Origin of the sequence: Amycolatopsis sp. DG1A-15b (assembly GCF_030285645.1) — a bacterium.
Classification (GTDB): domain Bacteria; phylum Actinomycetota; class Actinomycetes; order Mycobacteriales; family Pseudonocardiaceae; genus Amycolatopsis.
On record NZ_CP127296.1, the window covers coordinates 7,391,025 to 7,411,444 of the forward strand.

Genomic DNA, 20,420 nt, shown 5'->3' on the forward strand with positions numbered 1-20,420 from the left:
TACCTCGACGACCAGCAATAGCCGACAGATCAGACGACTGTGTGCCGATGAGCGGCATCTTCCCTTGACGTACGATATATCAGGAACTAATCATCGGATCTCTCCGGACGAGGAGGTCCCTTGAGAATCCGACTGCTTGCCTGCCTCGCCGCCGCCGTCGCGCTGGTGGCGAGCCTGGTCAGCCCCGCGAACGCCGAGCTCTACCACCCGCGCCAGGACTGGCTGCGGGGCTCGACGGCCGGGCTGTTCCTGCACTGGGGCATGTTCACCGCGCCGCGGCACACCGACTGCGCCGCCTGGGAACGCGACGTCACCGACGGCGGCTGGACGCCGGGCTACTGGATCGACGAGGCGAAGAAGCTGGGCGCCTCCTACGTCGTCCTCACCACCTTCCACAGCCGGCTGGGCTACGCGCGGCCGTGGCCGTCGAAGATCCCCGGCAGCTGTTCGACGCAGCGCGACTTCCTCGGCGAGCTGATCGCCGCGGGCCGGGCCAAGGGCGTGCGGGTGATGCTCTACATGACCGACGATCCCCAGTGGCACAACGAAACCGGGCACGAGTCCCTCGACTCGGCCGCCTACTCGGCGTACAAGGGCAAGCCGGTCGACCTCACCACCCGGCCCGGCTTCGGCGAGTTCTCCTACGACCTGTTCGACGAGGTGATGGACCGCTACTCGGACCTGGCCGGGTTCTGGATCGACAACGACAACGAGTACTGGGAGCAGCACGGGCTCTACGAGCACATCCGCGAAAAGCGGCCGTCGGTGTTGCTGAGCAACAACAACGAGGACACGCCGATCATGGACACGGTCAGCAACGAGCAGAAGACCGGCATGACCCCCTCGTACGACTACCCCCAGGCGGTCTACACGCCGATGCCGCGGCTCACCGAAGCCGACTACAAGCTGCCGACCAACGGCGACTGGTGGTACAGCGGCGGCGACCAGGCCGTCGACTTCCGGCTCTCCACCGGCCGGTACATCACGAACGCGGGCTCGTCGATCAAGTCGCTGATGGCCGAAACCGCCATGCTGAACGGGAAGTTCCCGCCGCAGCAGGAGGCGTTCAACACCTTCATGGCGTCCTGGACGCAGCCGATCCGCGAATCGCTCGAAGGCACCGAGGGCGGCGGGTACATGTACGGCGGCCTCCAGCCCGGCTTCTGGAACGACGGCGCCCACGGCGTGGTCACCGTCAAGCCCGGGGCGCGGACGCAGTACGTGCACGTCGTCACGCGGCCGTCGACGAACCTGGTCCGCCTGCGCGACAACGGCTACCGCGTCACCGGCGTCGCCGACCTGCGCACCGGGAAGCCGATGCGGTTCGCCCAGTCCGGCGGCTACCTGTCCATTCTGGACATCAAGGACTGGGACACCTACGACACCGTCTTCAAAGTGGACACCGCAGGGCAGCAGTACTTCTACGACAAGAGCACGATCAAGGCGACCGCGTCTTCGAACGCGTCTTCGGCGGCGAACCTCGTCGACGGCAGCTACCTGAACTACTGGGACGCGGGCGGCCAGCTGCCGGTCTCCGTGACGCTGGACCTGGGCCGGAAGCGGTCGACGGCCTACCTCGCGGTGCACGAGCGGGAGTCGTCGCCGACCTACGCCCGGGAGTCCTTCGGCCGCGCCGAGGATTCCGCCCGGATCAAGGACTACCGGGTCCACGCCAGTGACGACGGGAAGAACTGGCGCACGGTGCGCACCAGCGCCCTGCCCAGCAACCGCGGCGTCCAGTTCATCGACGTCGGCGAGGTGCACGCGCGGTACCTGAAGCTCGAGGTGCTGAACACGTGGTCGGGGCCGCAGGCCAAGCCGTTCTACCGGCAGCTGGCGCTCGACGAGATCGACGTCGCCTACGGCTACCCCGACCCACGCGGCGAGGTGCCGCTGGAAGCGGAGTCGTGGCGCAACGGCTTCGAGGGCAAGGCGACGCCGGTGTGGTGCGAGGCGTGCTCGGGCACGAACGCGGTGACCGGCCTCGATCGCGGCGCGGTCGTCTTCCGCGACGTCCGGGCCACGGGTCCGTCCCGGCTGCAGCTGGACACCAGCGGACCGGGCACGCTCGCGGTGAGCGTCAACGGCGCGGCCCCGATCGCGGTCACCGCACCGGCGGCGATCCCGGTGCCGCTGAACGCCGGCGCCAACACGATCAAGGTGTCGGGAACGGCGGACCTCGACCGGATCGCGGTGGCGCCGATGCCGCCCGAGTCGTACACGCCGAGGACGACGTTGACCGTGCAACCCGCCGGCGTGCAATGGGTTTCGCCCGGCCAACGGTCCCTGAACATCACCGCCTCGCTGCGGCTGGACGTCGACGACCCGATCGACCAGGTGTCGCTGACCCCGGTCGTCCCGGCGGGCTGGACGGTCACGGGCGGCCCGGTGACGGCGTCCGCCATGGGGCTCGGCCAGGTGCTGAGCGGCTCGTGGACGGTGACCGCACCGGCGGCCCAGGACGTGAGCATCCCGGTGACGGCGACCTTCCGGACGCTCGGGCGCGCGAAGTCGGTGAGCAAGCCGGTGCAGGTCAGGCCGCGGCCCGCGGACCGGGTGTTCATGCGCGAAGCGGAGGACTCGGCGAACGACATCGGCGACGCCGGCGTCACGAGCTGCTCGCCGTGCTCGGGCGGGCAGAAGGTGCGCAACATCGGCCCGGGAGCGGCGGTGACCTTCCCCGGCGTGACGGTGCCCGTGGCGGGTCAGTACACCCTGTACCTGGACTTCACCGTCAACGGCGACCGGTCGTACTTCGTCTCGGTGAACGGCGGCGCGCCGGCGGAGGTGAAGGTCAGCGGCGCCGGGAACAACACCCCGTACACCACTTCGGTCCCGGTGACGCTGACCGCGGGCGCCAATACCGTCCGGATCGGCAACGACCGCGCCGGGGCTCCGGATCTGGACCGGATTTCACTGGGTTAGCTCCCGCAGCACCCGGGCCGCGTCGATGTCGACGGCGCGGCCCGGGTCCCCGCCCGCCGCACTCCACGCGACGGACACCCACAGCTCGGCGTAGTCGCCGCGGTCGATGCGGGGCAGCCGCCAGGTGAGCCGGCCCCCGGTCCGCTCGACGGCGTCGCCGCCGACCAGCCGGGACCAGTACGGCGGCACGTGCTGCCCGGCCCGCGAACACCGCCGCAGCAGCTCGGACCCGGGGCCGCCGACGCTCACCGCGGCGTCGGCGGTCTCGGCGGTGAAGGCGCTTTCCCAGATGCGGTCTTCGTGTGGCGCGCCGGCCAGCTCGGCCTGGACGACGAACTCGCCGACGTCCTCCCGGGCCAGCACCCGCAGAACGGTGGTCTCCCGGGTCACCCCGGGCAGCCCGGCCGCGGTGGGCCCGGACACGACGTCGAGCCGCACGGAGCTGTGCCGCCACCGGCACAGCCGGGCGCCGGACTCGAGGCCCCAGGTCAGCTCGGGTCTCGCGGGCACGTCCCAGCCGCCGACGCGGACGGCGAACCGCACGTCCCCGAGCGGGGTGACGACGTCGAGCGCCCGCGGAGCCGTCCGCGACAGGACTTCGGTGTCCAGCATGCAGACATCCTTACCCCGCGGGCTGACCGGCGAAAATGCGCTGGGCGAACGTCACCCGACCGGGGAAGATCGGCGGCATGGAAGAGGCACTGAACCGCCGGCCCCCGCTCCCACCGGTGGGCGCGGTGGTCGACCGCGACGGCCCGGTCGTGCGAACTCACTACGGCACGCACGGCGAGGTGAGTCACGGGCCGCTGCCCGAGTGCGACCTCGCAGCGCTGGTGTCCCGGCAGGTCGATGCCTTCGCGCAACGCAACGAGCCGGTGGTCTGGCCGGTCTACGGCGACGCCCGGCTCGCCGGGGCCCTGCGCGCCGCCGGCTTCACCGCGGAGCCGGACCGTGCGGTACTCCGCGGTCCGATCGGGACGGACACCACGACGCTCCCCCTGGTCGGCCACGACTGGACCGGGCACCAGCGGGTCGCGGAGCTGGCCGCGAAGACCGGCCCGCACCGCCGCCCGTTCTCGGAGTTCCTGGCCGACTCGGCCTACTTGAACCAGTCGGCCGCGGTCGTCCTCGACGGCGATCGCGCCGCCTGGCTGGAACGATCCGGGGAGCTCATGGTGGTGGGCGGGGTCACCGACCCGCGCCTCGCCGCCACGCTCGCCGCCCACGACTGGCGCCACCCGGAGGTGCGGTTCTTGCTCGTCGAGGCCACCGGCGACCTGCGGGACGCGTTCGAAGCCGCCGGGATGCGCGAGGTCACCACGGTCACCCGCTACCACCTGACCTCGCCCGGCGAACCGGCGCGGACCCGGCCGGTCCGGCGGCTGTTCTCCGAGCCGGAGTACGACGACATCTGGGCGCGTTTCCGCGAGAGGTTCGTCTTCCGGCCGGACACGCGGGAGTTCCCCGGCATCACCGAACCCGCGCACTCGGCGACCTGGCACGTCGGCGACCTCGACGACCCGCAGCTGGACGCTCTGTACGACATCGTCCACAAGGGACTTCGCGAGTCAGTCGAGCCGGGCGAGGAGCTGTACTGGCTCGACTGGCAGCACGTCGGCTACCGCTTCGACCCCGCCCGGGTCGACGGCGCCGGACCGCGCTGGCCCGGCGGCGTCTTCCCGGACGGGGACTACCACATCTACCTGACCGGCGACCTCCGCCTGGGCACCTTCGGGCACCCGTGGGAGGCGACGATCTGCGTCTTCGGCGACCTGCTCACGCGGATCGACGCCGAGCTGAGCGCGGCGCTCGGCGAGCCGATCCGGCGCTCAGAACCCTGAGGTGCCGTTCGGCGTGCCCAGCCCGGTCGGCCCGTCGTACCCGGCACCGGCCGTGCAGAGGTAGCTCCCGCCGCAGCTGCCGTTCGAGCCCGACGTGACGTCGTAGAGCCCGCTGGTGTGCGCGTACGGGTACGACCCCGACGTCACCGAGTTGCCCGCCAGGGCGTACACGCTCGCGATCACCGGTGACGACAGGCTCGTCCCGCCGACCTGCACCCAGCCGTCCGCGCCCTGGGCCAAGCCCAGCGACAGCAGGAAGTCGCACCACGACGAGCTGCCGCAGCTGTTGTAGGTGTCGTAGACACCGAGCCCGGTGGCCGGGTCGGCGACCGCCGAGACGTCCGCGACCGTCCTCTTCGCACACCCGGTGTCGTGCTGCCAGGACGGTTTTGCCTCCAGGGCCGAACACCCGCTGCCGCTGCCGTTCCACGCCGTTTCGGTCCAGCCGCGCGTGGTGGTCGCCGCCTTCTTCAGCGTGGTGCCGCCGACCGCCGTGACGTACGGCGACGACGCCGGCCAGCTGACGCCGTAACCGGAGTCGCCCGAGGACGCCGTGACCGCGATGCCCGGGTGGTTCAGGTGGGCGTCCGCGGCGAGGATCGTCGAGTCCTCGGCACCGCCGTAGCTGTTGGAGATCGCCACCACGCCCGGCGTCGCCGCGGCCGTGTCGACCGCCGTCATCAGCGGGTCGGTGTCCGGGGAGTCGGCTTCCACCAGCAGGATGTGGCAGTCCGGGCAGGTCGCCGACACCGCGTCGAGGTCGAGGCTGATCTCCTCGGCCCAGCCGTAGTCGGGCGCCGGGAGCGGGCTCGCCGCGCCGTTCTGGTTGACCTTCTTGAAGCAGCCGTTGGCCGTCGTGCACGGGGAAAGCCCGCGCGCGGACCGGAACTTGGCCAGGTCGGCTTCCGCGGTCGGCGCGTCCTGAGCGTCCACAATGGCCACCGTCCGGCCGTTCGCCTGCAGCCCGCCGAGGTGGTACGCGGCCTGGATCTCGGCCGGCCCGTAGCCGACCGGGGTCGAGACGACCAGCGGGCCGGTGCCGTTCGGCGACCGGATCGCCTTGCCGAGGCAGTGCAGCTTGCCGGAATTGGCGCAGCCGAAGTTCACGACGCCGCCGCTCCGCAGCGGCGCGGCTTCGGCGGTCGAGGTCGTGGCCACCGTCAGCGGGGCCGCGATCAGGGAGAGGACGACGAGGGACCGGAACAACCGCGGAGGCACCATGGCCTACTCCTCGGTAGGGGACGAGGTGGCAGCGGATCGTCGCATGTCACTGGATCGAGTTCACCCGTCGGAAGAAGGTTTCTCGGTTCAGTCAATCGCCCACCGTGGCGGCAACCCGACGAAGAGTGACGAACCGCTTCACTCATTTGCGCATTGGTCCAGACAAGTGTTATCCAACCGTGACCGAAGCACCGCTGACTGGGAGCTACTTTGTTGCGACTGGCAACAAATACCTCGTGGATCCCCAACGGCGGAGGTGTCACGGCGTGAACCGGACCTTGGACAAGCTACGACGACGCGGCCCGGTGCTCGCGCTCGTCGCCTCGGCACTGCTGGTGGCGGCCGGGCTCACCGCCCCCGCCGCACTCGCCGCGGACGACTACACGCAGAGCGTCACGCAACCGAGTTCGACGCAGGCGCAGATCAACTTCACCCCGACGACCCCGGCGCTGTACGTGGACGTCCACTACACCGGCGTGCCCGGCGTCGGCCAGCAGAACGTCCGGATGACCAACGGCTCCGGCACCTGGCGCACGACCGTCAACGGCCTGAGCAGCGGAAACGTTCTCGACTACTGGTTCACCTACGAGAAGAACGGCCCGCAGTACGACACCCCGCACTTCAGCTACACCGTCGGCGGCGGCGGCACGACGACAGTCGCGGCTCCGACGTTCAGCCCGCCCGGCGGCACGTACTCGTCCGCCCAGACGGTGACGATCAGCAGCGCCACCGCGGGGGCCACCATCCGGTACACCGTGGACGGCTCGACGCCGACGGCGTCCTCGGCGCTCTACAGCGCACCGATCAGCGTCCCGAACTCCCGCACGGTCAACGCGATCGCACTCAAGTCCGGGTCGACGACCTCGCCGGTGTCGAGCGCGAGCTACACGATCGGCACCCAGGCGGGCTGCCCGACGCAGTCCGACACCCCGAACTTCGGGCCGAACGTGCGGATCTTCGACCCGGGCATGTCCGCGGCGACGATCCAGGCCCAGCTGGACACCGACTTCAACAACCAGAAGGACACGCTCACCGCGCAGTTCGCCGATCGCCGCGTCGCCCACCTCTTCAAGCCGGGCACCTACAACGGCGTGCACGACAACGTCGGCTTCTACACCTCGGTGGCCGGCCTCGGCCAGAACCCCGGTGACGTCCTGATCAACGGTGACGTCACCGTCGACGCCTTCAACGCTTCGGACAACGGCGTCGCACTGCAGAACTTCTGGCGCTCGGCGGAGAACCTGGCGGTCAACCCCTCGGGCGGCAACGAGCGGTGGGCGGTCGCGCAGGCCGCGCCGTTCCGCCGGATGGACGTCCGCGGCGGACTGCAGCTGTACCCGGCGAGCTACGGCTTCGCCAGCGGCGGCTACATCGCTGACACCAAGGTGGCAGGCCAGGCCGCGTCGGTGTCGCAGCAGCAGTGGTACACCCGCGACTCCGCGCTGGGCAGCTGGAACGGCGGCGTGTGGAACATGGTCTTCTCCGGCACCAGCGGCGCGCCGGCGACCACGTTCCCGAACCCGCCGGAGACCACACTGGCCACGACGCCGGTCTCCCGTGACGTCCCCTACCTCTACGTCGACGGCACCGGCAAGTACCGCGTGTTCCTGCCTTCCCTGCGCACGAACGCGTCCGGCCCGAGCTGGGCGAACGGCAGCACCCCGGGCACGTCGGCGCCGATGAGCCAGTTCTACGTCGTCAAGTCCGGTGACACGGCCGCGTCGATCAACAACGCGCTCGCGGCGGGCTGCAACCTGTTCTTCACGCCGGGCGTCTACCACCTCAACCAGACGCTCAACGTGACCAAGGCGAACACGACGATCCTCGGCATCGGCTACCCGACGCTGGTGCCCGACAACGGCGTCAACGCCATGCAGGTGTCCGATGTGGACGGCGTGCGGCTCAAGGGCCTGCTGTTCGACGCGGGCACGACGAACTCGCAGGCGTTGCTCACGGTCGGCCAGTCCGGGTCGTCGGCGTCGCACGCGTCGAACCCGACAACGGTCCAGGACGTGTTCTTCCGGATCGGCGGCGCGATCGCCGGCAAGGCGACGAACAGCCTGGTCGTCAACAGCGCCAACACGATCATCGACCACATCTGGGCGTGGCGGGCCGACCACGGCAACGCGGGCACGGTCGGCTGGAACACGAACACCGCCGACACCGGGCTGGTCGTGAACGGGGCGAACGTGCTGGCCACCGGCCTGTTCGTCGAGCACTACCAGAAGTACCAGGTGATCTGGAACGGCCAGGGCGGCCGGACGATCTTCTTCCAGAACGAGATGCCCTACGACGTGCCGGACCAGGCGTCGTGGAACGCGCCATCGGGCGTCGCCGGGTACGCGGCCTACAAGGTCGGGGCGAACGTGACGTCCCACGAGGCCTGGGGACTCGGGAGCTACTGCTTCTTCGACACGAACCCGGCGGTGTCCAGCTACCACGCGTTCGAGGTGCCGAACAACAGCGGCGTCCGGTTCCACAGCCTGCTGACGGTGTCGCTCAACTACCGCGGCACGATCACGCACGTCATCAACGACACCGGCGGCGTCACGCCTTCGGGCACGGTGCCGGTCAACGTGGTCAGCTACCCGTAACGCGGGTGAACAGCGAGCCCCGCACCGGACCCGACCCGGTGCGGGGCCGCCTTTTTTCAAGCGACGTGCAGGACCGCATCGGCGTTCTCGAGCAGCTCCCGGGTGAGCGGTGCGTACCGGTGGTCGGTGTCCTCCCGGGTGCGACCGGCCGGGATTTCCGTGGTCAGGCGCCAGGTCTTCGTTTCGCGTTGCAGCGAGCCCTCGTAGGTGTCCGCGGCCGGCTCGCCGAGGCCGAGGGCTTCGCTGTGGCCGAGGCTGCCGGCGACGAAGGCGTACCGGTCGCCGAGCCGCGCCGCGACGATCGCCCCCGCGCCGGAGCCCAGGTGGGCGTTGTGCGCGAACACCAGGGTCCGGCCGGGCTGCGAACCGTGGATGTCCAGGAGGTTCCGGGCCATGATGACTGCCCGGGCGCGCGCGAGGCGGGCGATCCTCGTGTCCCGGTCCCCGGGCAGCGCCGACGCCGCGTGGTAGCGCAGCAGATCGAGCCCGGCGATCGCGTGGATCCGCGCACGGTTCCATTCGGCGTCCGAGGTCGTCTCGGCGCGAGCGTCGAGGGCCATGAGCAGGTCGTCCGCGATGACCCGCAGCTCGCGGGCCTCGGGTGACGCACCGGGCGACGCGGCCGGGTCGAGGATCGCTTCGGACCGGCTCCACCGTTCGTCGTCGCCGGTCAGAGTCGCGATGTCGACGTCGAGGCCCAGGTGGTCGCGGGCGTGTTCGAGGTAGCGACGCGGGCTGGGCGCGCTGAACATCTCCGTCGGGGCGTCGAAGCCGTGGAAGGTCAGCGGTTCGCCGGCGGTCTCGTTGTACTCGCGCAGCCAGTCGAGCAGCTGCCGGTTGGCGGCCACTTCGCCGAAGCCGTGCGAGAACCCGCCGTCGAGCGCGGCGACGCGGTCGGTCTCCAGCGCGATCGACCGGAAGCCGTGCTCGGCGAGCCGGGCGAACAGCTCGTTGCGGATCCGCGCGAAGGCCGGTTCGAAGTGCGTCGGCTCCCCGAACGCGAGCAGTTCGGCGGTGAAGTCCGTGATGTCCATGTGGTTGAATCGTATCCTTGAAGACCCGGTTGAGACCTGCTGACCTCGCCCGCGAGCACGGCATTTCCACGCAGGCGGTCCGCAACTACGAGCGCGACGGCTTCCTCCCGCCGGCCGCGCGCACCGCGAGCGGCTACCGGGTCTACACCGAGACGCACGCCGCGGCCCTGCGTTCGTTCCTCGCCCTGGTCCCGGCCTACGGACACGCGACGGCGGGTGGGATCATGCACGCCGTCAACGAAGACGACCTCGGCCGCGCGCTCACGCTCGTCGACCGCGGCCACGAGCAGCTGCTCCGGGACCGCGAAACCCTCAACACGGTCCGGACGGCGATCAGGCACCTGACGACCGGCCCGGCACCCGAACCGGCCACGGCCGGCTGGTCGATCGGCGAACTCGCGCACCGCCTCGGCGTCACCGCGGCGACCGTGCGGGCGTGGGAACGCGCCGGCATCCTGGAGCCTTCGCGGAACCGGGCGACCGGCTACCGGGTCTACCAGGCGGCCGACATCCGGGACGCGGAACTGACCCACCTGCTCCGCCGCGGCGGCTACCCCCTGGCACGCATCGCGACGGTGGTCGAGCAGGTTCGCACCGCGGGCGGCACCGAGTCGCTGGCCGAGGCGCTCGAAACCTGGCAGGAGAGGCTGACCGCGCGCGGCCTGGCGATGCTCGACGCGGCCGGCCGGCTCAGCGCGTACCTGGCGTCACGGCCGTGAGCCCGGGTGCAGCCGGTCGTATTCGTGCGCGGCCGCGCGCTGGGTCCGCACCGGCAGCGCCGTTTCCCCGGCTTCGTCGTCGACCTCGTTGAGCCCCAGCTGCACGGCCAGCCGGATCTGCTCGCGGTTTTCCCGGACCACGGCGGAGAAGAAGTCGTCGATCCGCGGGTCGAGGAGGACTTCGAGCAGCACCCGGAACGACGTGTCGACGCAGGCGCGCACGATCTCGTCGTGGAACGGCAGCCGCTTGAGCTTCCCGAGCTGCGGGTCCGCGGCGATCTTCTCGGCGATGATCGAGCGCAGCTCGTCCTTGTGCGCCCCGAGCGACTTGGCCAGGTTCTCCGGGTAGTTGCCGGTCTCCAGCACCTTGACGACCTCGTCGAGCACCGCGATCGTCACCGGCTTCTTGATCGCCTTCACGATCGGCTCGGAGAGCTTGTCCACGAGCCGGTAGGTGAACTGCTCGCCGACGGCCCGGTCCGCGGCCCGCCCGATCCGCACGAGCAGCAGTACGACGCTGACGAACTTGTGCGCGGCCATCGCGGGGTGGGCGACCGGGATCATGGCGAACAGCTCGTACCAGTTGCGCACGAGGAACTTCCTGGCCCACCGCCGCTTCCGCCACCGCCACAGGAACTCGAGCAGGAAGATCCCGCAGATCCCGCAGTCGATGTAAAAGATGACGAGCCCGGCGTCGCGCGCGGGCGGGCTGAGCACCATGAACCCCAGCAACCCGACCGAACCGGCGGCGAGCACGAGCATGAGCCAGTCGTCGGCGCGCACGTTCCCGGGCAGCACCCCGCTGTTGAGCTCGGGTTCACGGGCGTCGCGAAGGGTGACCATGCCCGATGATGGCACGGACGCCGCTGATCAGCCGGTCCGGCACGGGCGGGGAAGTGGCAGGTTTTTGTCCACGATTCGTCGCGTTCGGCCACCGCCCGATAGGGCATCGTGGACGGTGGCGGTCACGGCGAGGAGGAGCATGGAGCGGACACCGCACAGCCGGCTGTGCGCTCCGGCTCCCGGGGACGCGGCGGCTGGTGGCTCAAGAAGCGGGCTGCCAGCCCACGCCGTAGGACCGCGCGGGCCGCAGGTCGCGGAAGCCGGTGTGCACCTCGCCCGCGTTGTCGAGGAAAAGCGGCTTGCGCGCGGTCAGCGGGTCCTGGGCGTCCTTGGAGAATTCGCCGTCGATGCGCCAGACGCGCTGTGGTGGCTGCCGCCGGTCGAACCGGACGTTGACGTCGAAGCGCTCGCACGGGAATTCCGGCGTGCAGCAGTAGAAGGGCGAAGGCAGCTCGTCCACCCGGATGCGGAAGAAGAACTCGTGCTCGTCGCCGGCGTCCAGCGGCTGCGGCGGCCGCAGGCTGAAGGCGACCCGGGACGAGCTCACCATCCGCACGGAATGCACCTCGCCGCCGGCGACGACGTCGATGCCGAGACCCGAGAGGTCCGGCTGGCCGCTGGTGCTGGCGGGGCGGGCGAGGGAGATCGCGTGCTCGACGTCGGCGAGCCCGGCGACGTGGCTGACCACCCGGCGGGTCTCGAAGACCTCGGCGGCGGCCACTCCCGTCAAGGTCAGCCGGACCGCCAGTGCCGACGTGTGCCAGGGGCCGTCGTCGCTGGTGGCCGCGCCCCCGTACGGCGACGGCGCCCCGTACGCGGCCTCGGCGATCAGGTAGATGACGTCGTCGGCGCGGCGCTGCATCGTCCGCACGTTCCGGTCGGCTCCCGTGCCCAGCAGTTCGAGGCGCTGGGTGTAGCGCTCGTTCGCGCCGGTGCCGAAACCCAGGACGATCCGCGCCGTCCGCCGGTGCGATTCGGGCAGCTTTTCGATCAAGCGGCGAAGGGTTTCGACGACCTTGCCGCGCACCGTTCCCGGGCTGTCGTCTTCGTGGACACCGCACACTTCGCGCAACTGTTCGCCGACGAGCCCCGGCAGCGTCTTCGCTTGGATGCCCAGCCCCTTGCGGAGCAGTTTCAGCTCCGCTGAGAGAGCGTTGATCTTCGCTTCGGCCGCCTCCTGAGCCAAGCCGTCACCTCCGTCTTGCTCGTTTCGTGGAAGTCTACCCACCTTCGCCGCGCCGCACGACGCCGTCATCCGTTTCCGGCCGTTTCCGGATCCGGGAAACAGCGCAGGTCGGCGATTTCTCGCGAGTGGCAACGGGAAACGTCTGTCGCGGGCCAATTCACCGGGTCAAGCTTGGTTCGCCGAAATCCTTCGGCGACCAAGGAAGTCACCGCGGCGAAACCGCGGTGACGGCGATCCGGAAAGGGGAACGCGATGCACACGCACCTCGTCATCGTGCTCGGCCAGCTGGTCTCCCTGCTGGGCTGACCAGTACTGCCGGCGGGCCCGGGCCGCCGGCGGACCTTCCCCCCGTTCGCCGATTACAGGATGATCGAGCCATGCCGGACTTTGGAGCGGAATTGAAACGTCGACGGATGTCGGTCGGCATGTCACTGACCGGACTCGCTGCCTCCGTCCATTTCACCAAGGGTTACCTCAGCAAGGTGGAGAACGGCAAGGTCCGCGTGAACCGGGACCTCGCCAAGGCCTGCGACCTGGCACTGGGTGCCGGCGGAGAACTGCTCGCCCTGGTCGCGGAATCGGCATTTCCCGCGCGCCGCAGCGCCGGCGGCATCGTCGGGCTGCCCGACAACGGCCGGTACTTCGTCGGCCGCGAAACCGAACTCGAAGCGCTGTCCGCACTGCTCCTCGGGCCGGACGAGGCCCGGGTCGGCGTGGTGCACGGGATGGCCGGAGCCGGCAAGACGGCACTGGCCGTCGCCGCCGCCCGGCAGGTCGCCGGCGCCTTCCCGGACGGCTGTCTCTTCTTCGACCTCCGGGGCCACACCCCCGGCGCCGTCGAGCTTTCGCCCGGCGAGGCCCTGCACCGGCTGCTGCGGCTGCTGGACGTCTCGGCCGAACAGCTCCCCGCCGACGAAGACGGCCTGGCCAACCTGGTCCGCGACCAGCTGCGCGGGCGCCGGATGATCCTCGTGCTCGACAACGTCCGGTCCGCCGAACAGATCCGGGCCATCGCCGACGGCGAGACGTCGTCGCGGATTCTGGTGACCAGCCGGGGACGGCTGCCCGCGCTCGACGACGCCTGGCACTTCCCCGTCGGGGTGCTGCCGCTCGGCGACGCCGTCCGGCTGCTGCGGTCCGTCGCCGGCGACCACGCACCGGACGACGACACGGTGGCGACCGGGATCGTCCGGCACTGCGGGCAGTTACCGCTCGCGGTGCGGATCGTGGCCGCCCGGTTCGTCGCCGGCGGCTGGACGGCGGCGCAGCTGCGAGACCGCTTGGCCGACGAGACCACCCGGCTCGGCGCGCTGGAGGACGGCGAGCGGAGCGTCGCGACCGCGTTCGCCGTCTCGTACGAAGCGCTGCCCGGCGACCAGCAGCGGTTGCTGGGGTTGCTCTCCCTCCACCCCGCGGCCGCCGCGGAAACCGGCGCCGTCGAAGCGCTCGCCGGTCTCGGCGCGGGCGAAACGGACCGCTTGGTCGACCGGCTGCACGACGCGCACCTCGTCGTCCGCGACGAACGGGGGTACGTCGAGCTCCACGACCTGATGCGCACCTTCGCGGCGAAGCACGCGCTGCCCCAGGTGCCGCCGGACGACCGCGAAGCCGCCGTGCGCCGGCTGGTCGAGCACCTCGTCGCGCTGGCGGTGGCGGCCGACGAGCTCGCCGAACCCCACCGGTTCCGCCCGGCCACCGGCCTGCCGGCGCCGGCGGGCGTGCCCTTCTCGGACGCCGACGGCGCACTCGCCTGGCTGGGCGCGCAGTGGCCGGCGCTCGCGGACATCGTCGATTCCGCGGCCCGGCACCGGCTGTACGACCGCTGCTGGCAGCTGGCGTTCGTGCTCCGCGCGTTCTTCTTCCGCGAGCGGCTGCTCGAACCCTGGATCCGCACGCACGAGCGCGCGCTCGAAGCCGCGCGAGCGGCCGGCGACCCGGGCGCGACGGGCATGATCCTCAACAACCTGGGCATGGCACACGTCGAGTCGGGCCGCCCCGGCGACGCGGTCCGCTTCCACCAGCAGGCCCAGGAGCAGTTCGCGCTGGCCCGCGACGACCGAGGCGCGATCGACGCGCTGTCCAGCCTGGCGTGGGCGCGCCTGTACCGCGGCGAAGCCGAGCCGGCGGTGGCCGACTTGACGACGGTGCTGGCCGGCTACCGCCGGACCGGCCGCACCCGGAACGTGGTGATCGCGCTCCGGGGTCTCGCCCTGGCGTCCGCGGCATTGGACCGGTTCCCCGAGGCCCTGGCCGCCGCGCAGGAGGCGACCAGGCTCGCCCAGCTGCCGGTAGACCTGGCGATGTCGGTCAACTGCGAGGCCTGGGTCCACTTCCGCGCCGGCCACTGGGACGAAGCCGCGCGCAGTTACCGGCGAGCGGCCGAAGTGGCCGACGACGCGGGAAGCGAGTACGAACGGGCTCGCGCGTTGACGGGCCGGGGCAACACGGCGGCCGCCCGCGGAGACCGGCCGGAGGCACGGCGTTGGTGGGCGGAGGCGGCCGCGTACCGGGTGAAGCTCGACCCGGCCGTGCTCGGCGAGGCCGAATACCGGAACCGGCCGGCGTTCGCGGAATGAATGGCGGGGGGCCCACCCGGGCCGCCGGAAACGGGTCAAAAGCAGGACACTTACCGGCCACGGCACTCATCACGGTAGCGAAGGCACCCCGCGCGGCGATCAACGCCGGGAAGCCGAAACCGTGGTGAGGTCATCATGACTACGCATTGAGTTCCGCAGACCGGGGCAGCCGCAGCGCCCGGCCGATGGCCCGCGCCACCGACCGGGTTTCCCGGGAAAGCCTTGCCAGGCAACGGGAAACGGCTTGTCGCCCACCGGTTCCGGGGCGCACCATCAATGCAGACCGGATTTCGCGGATACCGCGAAATCAATCGCATCCCGTTCGACGGGGAATTCCGAGGAGCCTGCCATGGTGGTCGTCTGTTCCGTTTCCGCTCTCGTCCGTACGACCCTGTTCGTCGTCATGCTCGCGCTGGTGGCCGGGCTGGCGCTCGCCGCGCCGTCGAGCACGCCCGGTTCCGGGCCGGCCGGGTCCCCCGCCACCACCGCGGAACCCGTCACGCACTGAAGACCGTCAGGGCCCCAGGTGCTCCACCAGCTTGGCCAGCTGGTCGGCGTAATACCGGATGAACTCGGGCGAGTCCCCCTCGGTGCCGGTCAGCCCGTCGACCACGTGCGGCAGCGTCACCGGGGCCATCGCCGCCGCCATCAGCAGCACCGTCAGGCACGCCGGGTCGACCCACTCCGGCAGGCGGCCCTCGGCCTTCAGCGCCTCGATCTGCGTCACCGTCCCCGCCAGGCGCCGCGTGCGCGGCGCGTGGTCCGGGTCGGCGTCCGGGCCCTCGTACTCCAGGCCCGACCACGCCAGCAGCCGGGCGCCGTCGCGGCTCGCCAGTGCCTCCAGCGCCATCCGGCGCACCTGTTCGGACAGCGGCAGGTCCGGGGCCATCAGCTCGCTCTGCCGCTCCCCCCACGCCTCCGACATCGCGCGGTACAGGCCTTCTTTGCCGTCGAAGTAGTACGAGATCAGCTGCTGGTTCACCCCGGCCCGCGCCGCGATCGCCGCGATCCGCGCTCCGGCGTAGCCCTTGGCCGCGAACTCCGCGCCCGCCGCCTCCAGGATCAGCCGGCGGGTGCGCTCCGGATCCCGTTGGCGTTCCTGGGGCTTCGGCGAACGGCGGGGCTTCGACGCGGTCACGCCGTGACTATACGTCAACCAACCGGTTGACTCTGTGGAACAGAAGGTTGAGGCAGCGCGGCCGTCAGGACGAGGGCGAGCACGAGCACCCCGGCGCTGACCGCGAGCGCGGCCGCCGTCGCGGAGGCGGATCCGCTGTCCAGCCGGGCGAAGAAGACCGTGCCGAACAAGGCGATCCCGATGGCCGTACCCAGCTGGACGGTGGTGTTCACGACACCGGACGCCGCACCGGCCCGCTCGGGCCGGACCCCGGCCATCGAGGCGGCGAACAACGAGTTCAGCACCGCCCCCATCCCGAACCCGACGGCGATCACGGGCACCAGCAGCGCCCATCCGCTCAGCGCCGAGTCCTCGTGCGCCACCAGGACCGCGAGCAGCACCAGCCCGGCCAGCAGCACCGCGACACCGCCGGCGGTGAACGCCCGGCCGAACTTCGGGGCCAGGCGCATCGCCAGGACGTTGCCCGCGACGATGCCGAGCGTCGACGGCGCGAACGTCAACGCCGCCTCCCACGGCGAGAACCCGAGCCCGAGCTGCAGGTGCAACGTCAGGACGAAGAAGACGCCGACCCCGGTGTTGACGCAGAGCAGGACGGCCTGGCTGCCGGCGACGTGCCGCAGCAGGTCCGGCGGGAGCAGCGGTTCCCCACCCCGGCGGAACTGAAGCCGCTGCTGCCACGCGAACACGCCGAACAGCGGAACGGCGGCCGCCAGCAGCGCGATCGACCACACCGGCCAGCCCAGTTCGCGTCCCTGCACCAGCGGGTAGAACACCGCGAACAGCCCGGCGGTCAGCAGCGCCAGCCCGACGGGGTCCATGCGGTGCCGGAGAAACCCCGGCCGGCCCGGCATGGTGAGCAGGGCACCGGCCAGCGCGAGCACGCCGATGGGCAGGTTCACCAGGAAGATCGCCCGCCAGCCGGTGCCGAACAGATCGGCCTCGGTCAGCGCGCCGCCCAGCAGCGGCCCGGCGAGCCCGCCGACCGGGAACGCGGCCGCGTACCAGGTCATCGCCTTCGGCCGCTCCCGCTCGTCGAACTCCGCGTGGACGAACGACAGGACCTGCGGCACCATCAGCCCGGACCCGACGCCCTGCACCACGCGTGCGGCGATCAGCACGCCGACGTGCCCGGCAAGACCGGCGGCCAGCGAGGCGGCGGTGAACACGAGCATGCCCGCCACGAACAGCTTCTTCGGCCCGTGGCGGTCGCCCAGCCGTCCACCGGTGATCAGCGTGAGCGCGAACCCCAGCGCGTACCCGGCCGAGATCCATTGCAGCGCGGACTCGCCGGTGCCGAGCTCCCGCCGGATGGTCGGCAGCGCCACCGCGACGATCTGGTTGTCGATCATGTCCACCAGCACCGCGAGCACCGCGACCGCCAGTGCCCACCACCTGAGCGCGTGCTTCTCCACGATGTGCCTCTCTCCCCACGACGACCGTGACGCAGCCATCGTCAACCAGAGAGGCAACTCTGTCAACCAAATGTTTGATTGTGTCCGCCAGGCGCCGGAGAGAGCGTGATCAGCCTTCGAGCACCTCCCGCAGCTTCTTGGCGAAGGCCTCGGGCTGGCCCGCGTAACCGAACTCGCCGCCCAGGAAACCGCCGTGGTGACTCGGGAAGACGGTCGCCTCCTGCCCGAGCAGCTCGGCCGTCCCGACCGCGGCCCGCCCGGTGAAGACTTCCCGGGACTCCTCGCCGACGGCGACGACGATGCGCGTCGGCGCCGCGGCCAGCGCCTCGACGTCGAGCCGGTAGGTGGTCACCGCGAGGGAACGGTCGGTCAGCAGCGGGTCGTCGCGGCGGCCGTCGTCCTCGGCCGGCAGCCCGAACTGCACCGGGTCCGCCGGTGGCAGCGCGAAGTAGGCGTCGGTGAACTCGCCCTGCCACGAGGTCATCGCGAAGAACGCCGCCATTCCGGCGCCGAACCCCTTGGCCTGGTAGGCGTCCCGGATCGCCTGGCCGGCGCGCTCGGCCGCGGCGGCGTCCGGCAGCGACCCGATGAGCGGCGGCTCGTGGGCGACCAGCGTGCGGACGTCACCGGAGTGGGCGGTGACGAGCGCGAGCGCGGTGACCGCGCCGCCACTGCTGCCGAACACCTCGACGGCGCCGGCCCCCAGCGCCTGGATGACGGCGTGGACGTCTTCGGCTTGGACAGCGGGCACGTGGTCTTCCCGCCCGTCCTTGCGGACGCTGCGCCCGAGCCCGCGCGGGTCGTAGGTGACCACGGTGCGGTCGGCGAAGTGCGACGCCAAGGAGCTGAACCCTTCGGCGGTCATCGGCTGCTCGATCATGAGCAGCGGTGGCCTCGGGCTCTCGGCGGGCGCCGGGCCGTGGACGTCGTAGACGATGTCGGCTTCGGACGTTTCCAGTGTGTGCGTGGTGGCCATGGTTCCTCCCCGTTCAGGTCTCCTCGAGACGTTAGACCGGGGCACCGACAGTTTTGCCGGAGCGAGTCGCGCGCCGTGGTGTCGATCCACGTCGGCGGGGCTTATGAGGCCCCGCTGGTTGCCGAACCGCGCGCGTGAGTGGCCGACCGGACTCGCACCGGCTTCGCCCGGGGCCACAGCCCGGGGCCTCGTCTCCTTCGGCATCGGCCACGGTGGAAGACGTGGGTGTCGAACCCACCGAGGCGATCGTGCAAGGATCACCCGCGCTCCGGCGCGTCTCCCGGGCGGCGCGTCCGGGACGCGCCGAGCGAGCCCCCGGCAGGAATCGAACCTGCGACCTGCGGCTTCGGAAGCCGCCGCTCTTTCCACTGAGCCACGGGGGCGCACCCGCATCGCCCGCACTGTTGCGGCCGAGACGAGCGCGGAAAAAAGGCACCGGCGGAAGGAGTCGAACCCCCGGGTCACGGTTTTGGAGACCGCGCCGCTTCCGAAGCACGCCGATAGAGAATTGCGATCGCACGAAAAGAGAAAGCCGCCCGAATCGGTTTCCCGAAGGGCGGCTCCCGTGACGCGACGAGTACTACGTCAGGTCAGGGAGCCTGGAAGACCATGCCGCCGGACAAGGACGGCCATCGACGCACGCATGGCGGCGTCCGCCGCGGTGCGCCACGTCTCTCGCGTCCACCTGTGCGTCATGATCACTCCTGGTTCGTTCCGGTGAAACCATGATCGGGCACCCGGCCACGAGCGTCAACGCATTTACCGAAACGTCCCACACGAGCCTCTGCGGCGCGAGGGCCCGGACGGCACCGGCTCCCCGTCCCGGACGACGGAGACATCATTCGGTGGAAATGTCCCAACGGCAGTAACGGCCGTCATCGGTGCCGCGAATCGATGGGTAGGCGAACAGCGGAGCACACCGTATGAACGAGACCGACGAGAACGGCCGGGATCCGGCTCAGCAACATCCGCATGATGGCGCCACCGTGCGACCGGGAGAGAAGACTCCCGGACCACTCACCCGCAAGGCTCCGGTACTGATCGCCGCGATCGCCGTGCTCGCGGCCACCGTCGTCGTCATCGTCGCCCAAGGTCGATCCGGACGGCCGATGTCAGTACCCCCGTCCTCCTCCAGGACGACCGCCGCCCGGCCACATCCGCAAACGAGCGCCGTCGGCGAGCCCACCGGTGCGACGCCTTCGGAACTCGCACCCCCGACGCCGACGCCGAACAACTGGGCGGCCCTCAGCGATTTCGCAGCCGCGTGCGAAGAGGGCGTGAACAACTGGAAAGCCGCCCAGGTCGACTACCCCGGAACCCTCGACCTCGTCAAGGACGTACCTGGCGTCTACGTCGCCGCAGTCGACGTGAACGACGTTCCTCTTCCACCCGACAAGGTCATTTCCGGAACCGAGCCGCGAACGGCACCGATCGGCGTGCAATGCGTCATCAGCGCCCGGATCGTCGGCGACGAGTCGATGACCGTGAACCCGCCTGAATGGGCACCACGGGCCTTCAACCCCGCCGGCGTGCTGAACTGGTCCTGGCAGGTGACCGCCCGCGCGGCGGGGAGCCGCGGGCTCCAGCTCCAGCTCCAGCCGGCGGTGGCCACCGGCGGCGCGAACCCGACCGTCATCCTGGGCGGGGCGCAGCTCCAGACGTTGACTTACGTGACCCGCGTCGTGGTCAGCGAACCACCTCAACCGGAACGCGGTTTTCTGGAAACGTTCTCGGACCACTGGGCAGTCTTCTCGGCCGCGATCGCGGCGATCGGTGCCACGGTGCTGTCCCTCGTCAAGTGGGGCGGTCAGCTCGGATCCGAATTCCGGCGCCTGTGGACGGCATGGGGCCGCAAGGAGCCCGCAGAGACCTCACCGACCACACCGGAACCGGCGAAGAAAAAGGGCAAAAACCCTAAGAAGAAAACCTGACGAAGTCCGGCCGAGAGGTGGCGG

Annotated in this window: 15 protein-coding genes and 2 tRNA genes; 7 read left to right on the plus strand and 10 right to left on the minus strand. The window is 70.8% G+C overall.

Annotation, left to right across the window (positions count from 1 at the left end; genetic code table 11):
- Positions 1-120: 120 nt before the first annotated feature.
- Positions 121-2,925 carry an alpha-L-fucosidase gene (locus QRY02_RS33995; protein ID WP_285986888.1) on the plus strand — a complete coding sequence of 935 codons (2,805 nt, stop codon included), beginning with the start codon at positions 121-123 and terminating at the stop codon, positions 2,923-2,925.
- Here the strand turns inward: QRY02_RS33995 and QRY02_RS34000 are convergent.
- A complete protein-coding gene (locus QRY02_RS34000; protein ID WP_285986889.1) occupies positions 2,914-3,537 on the minus strand; it encodes a hypothetical protein in 624 nt (207 codons plus the stop codon). The genes QRY02_RS33995 and QRY02_RS34000 overlap by 12 nt on opposite strands.
- A gap of 77 nt (positions 3,538-3,614) precedes the next feature.
- Here QRY02_RS34000 and QRY02_RS34005 point away from each other — a divergent pair, with 77 nt between their 5' ends.
- Positions 3,615-4,766, plus strand: a complete 1,152-nt coding sequence (locus tag QRY02_RS34005) for a DUF2716 domain-containing protein (RefSeq protein ID WP_285986890.1) — start codon at positions 3,615-3,617, stop codon at positions 4,764-4,766.
- Here the strand turns inward: QRY02_RS34005 and QRY02_RS34010 are convergent.
- Positions 4,755-5,987 (minus strand): S53 family peptidase, encoded by a 1,233-nt coding sequence (locus QRY02_RS34010; protein WP_285986891.1) that lies wholly within the window; start codon positions 5,985-5,987, stop codon positions 4,755-4,757. The genes QRY02_RS34005 and QRY02_RS34010 overlap by 12 nt on opposite strands.
- Before the next feature lie 266 nt (positions 5,988-6,253).
- Here QRY02_RS34010 and QRY02_RS34015 point away from each other — a divergent pair, with 266 nt between their 5' ends.
- Positions 6,254-8,581, plus strand: a complete 2,328-nt coding sequence (locus tag QRY02_RS34015) for a chitobiase/beta-hexosaminidase C-terminal domain-containing protein (RefSeq protein ID WP_285986892.1) — start codon at positions 6,254-6,256, stop codon at positions 8,579-8,581.
- Positions 8,582-8,637: 56 nt separating this feature from the next.
- On the opposite strand, the gene QRY02_RS34020 is transcribed toward QRY02_RS34015, so the two are convergent.
- The gene (locus QRY02_RS34020) at positions 8,638-9,615 is read right to left on the minus strand and encodes an erythromycin esterase family protein (protein WP_285986893.1); all 978 of its coding nucleotides are present in this window, start codon (positions 9,613-9,615) and stop codon (positions 8,638-8,640) included.
- 29 nt (positions 9,616-9,644) lie between these two features.
- Here QRY02_RS34020 and QRY02_RS34025 point away from each other — a divergent pair, with 29 nt between their 5' ends.
- Positions 9,645-10,334, plus strand: a complete 690-nt coding sequence (locus tag QRY02_RS34025) for a TioE family transcriptional regulator (RefSeq protein WP_285986894.1) — start codon at positions 9,645-9,647, stop codon at positions 10,332-10,334.
- Here QRY02_RS34025 and QRY02_RS34030 read toward each other — a convergent pair.
- Both QRY02_RS34030 and QRY02_RS34035 read right to left on the minus strand, forming a co-directional pair.
- The gene (locus QRY02_RS34030) at positions 10,323-11,177 is read right to left on the minus strand and encodes an ion transporter (RefSeq protein ID WP_285986895.1); all 855 of its coding nucleotides are present in this window, start codon (positions 11,175-11,177) and stop codon (positions 10,323-10,325) included. The genes QRY02_RS34025 and QRY02_RS34030 overlap by 12 nt on opposite strands.
- Before the next feature lie 202 nt (positions 11,178-11,379).
- On the minus strand, positions 11,380-12,363 hold the full coding sequence (locus QRY02_RS34035) for a hypothetical protein (protein ID WP_285986896.1): 984 nt from the start codon (positions 12,361-12,363) through the stop codon (positions 11,380-11,382).
- 377 nt (positions 12,364-12,740) lie between these two features.
- Between QRY02_RS34035 and QRY02_RS34040 the strand changes: the two genes are divergently transcribed.
- Positions 12,741-14,939 carry a helix-turn-helix domain-containing protein gene (locus QRY02_RS34040; protein WP_285986897.1) on the plus strand — a complete coding sequence of 733 codons (2,199 nt, stop codon included), beginning with the start codon at positions 12,741-12,743 and terminating at the stop codon, positions 14,937-14,939.
- 349 nt (positions 14,940-15,288) lie between these two features.
- A complete protein-coding gene (locus tag QRY02_RS34045) occupies positions 15,289-15,447 on the plus strand; it encodes a hypothetical protein (RefSeq protein WP_285986898.1) in 159 nt (52 codons plus the stop codon).
- Between the two features lie 6 nt (positions 15,448-15,453).
- On the opposite strand, the gene QRY02_RS34050 is transcribed toward QRY02_RS34045, so the two are convergent.
- From QRY02_RS34050 to QRY02_RS34070, 5 genes are all read right to left on the minus strand, one after another.
- Entirely contained in the window at positions 15,454-16,077 is a 624-nt protein-coding gene (locus QRY02_RS34050) for a TetR/AcrR family transcriptional regulator (RefSeq protein WP_285986899.1), read from the minus strand.
- A gap of 14 nt (positions 16,078-16,091) precedes the next feature.
- A complete protein-coding gene (locus QRY02_RS34055; protein WP_285986900.1) occupies positions 16,092-17,489 on the minus strand; it encodes an MFS transporter in 1,398 nt (465 codons plus the stop codon).
- Between the two features lie 109 nt (positions 17,490-17,598).
- A complete protein-coding gene (locus tag QRY02_RS34060; RefSeq protein WP_285986901.1) occupies positions 17,599-18,465 on the minus strand; it encodes an alpha/beta fold hydrolase in 867 nt (288 codons plus the stop codon).
- A gap of 310 nt (positions 18,466-18,775) precedes the next feature.
- A tRNA-Arg gene (locus tag QRY02_RS34065) sits at positions 18,776-18,848 on the minus strand.
- A gap of 50 nt (positions 18,849-18,898) precedes the next feature.
- Positions 18,899-18,967, minus strand: a tRNA-Trp gene (locus tag QRY02_RS34070).
- A 421-nt stretch (positions 18,968-19,388) separates the two neighbouring features.
- On the opposite strand from QRY02_RS34070, the gene QRY02_RS34075 reads away from it, so the two are divergent.
- Entirely contained in the window at positions 19,389-20,396 is a 1,008-nt protein-coding gene (locus tag QRY02_RS34075; RefSeq protein WP_285986902.1) for a hypothetical protein, read from the plus strand.
- The last annotated feature ends 24 nt before the right edge of the window (positions 20,397-20,420 follow it).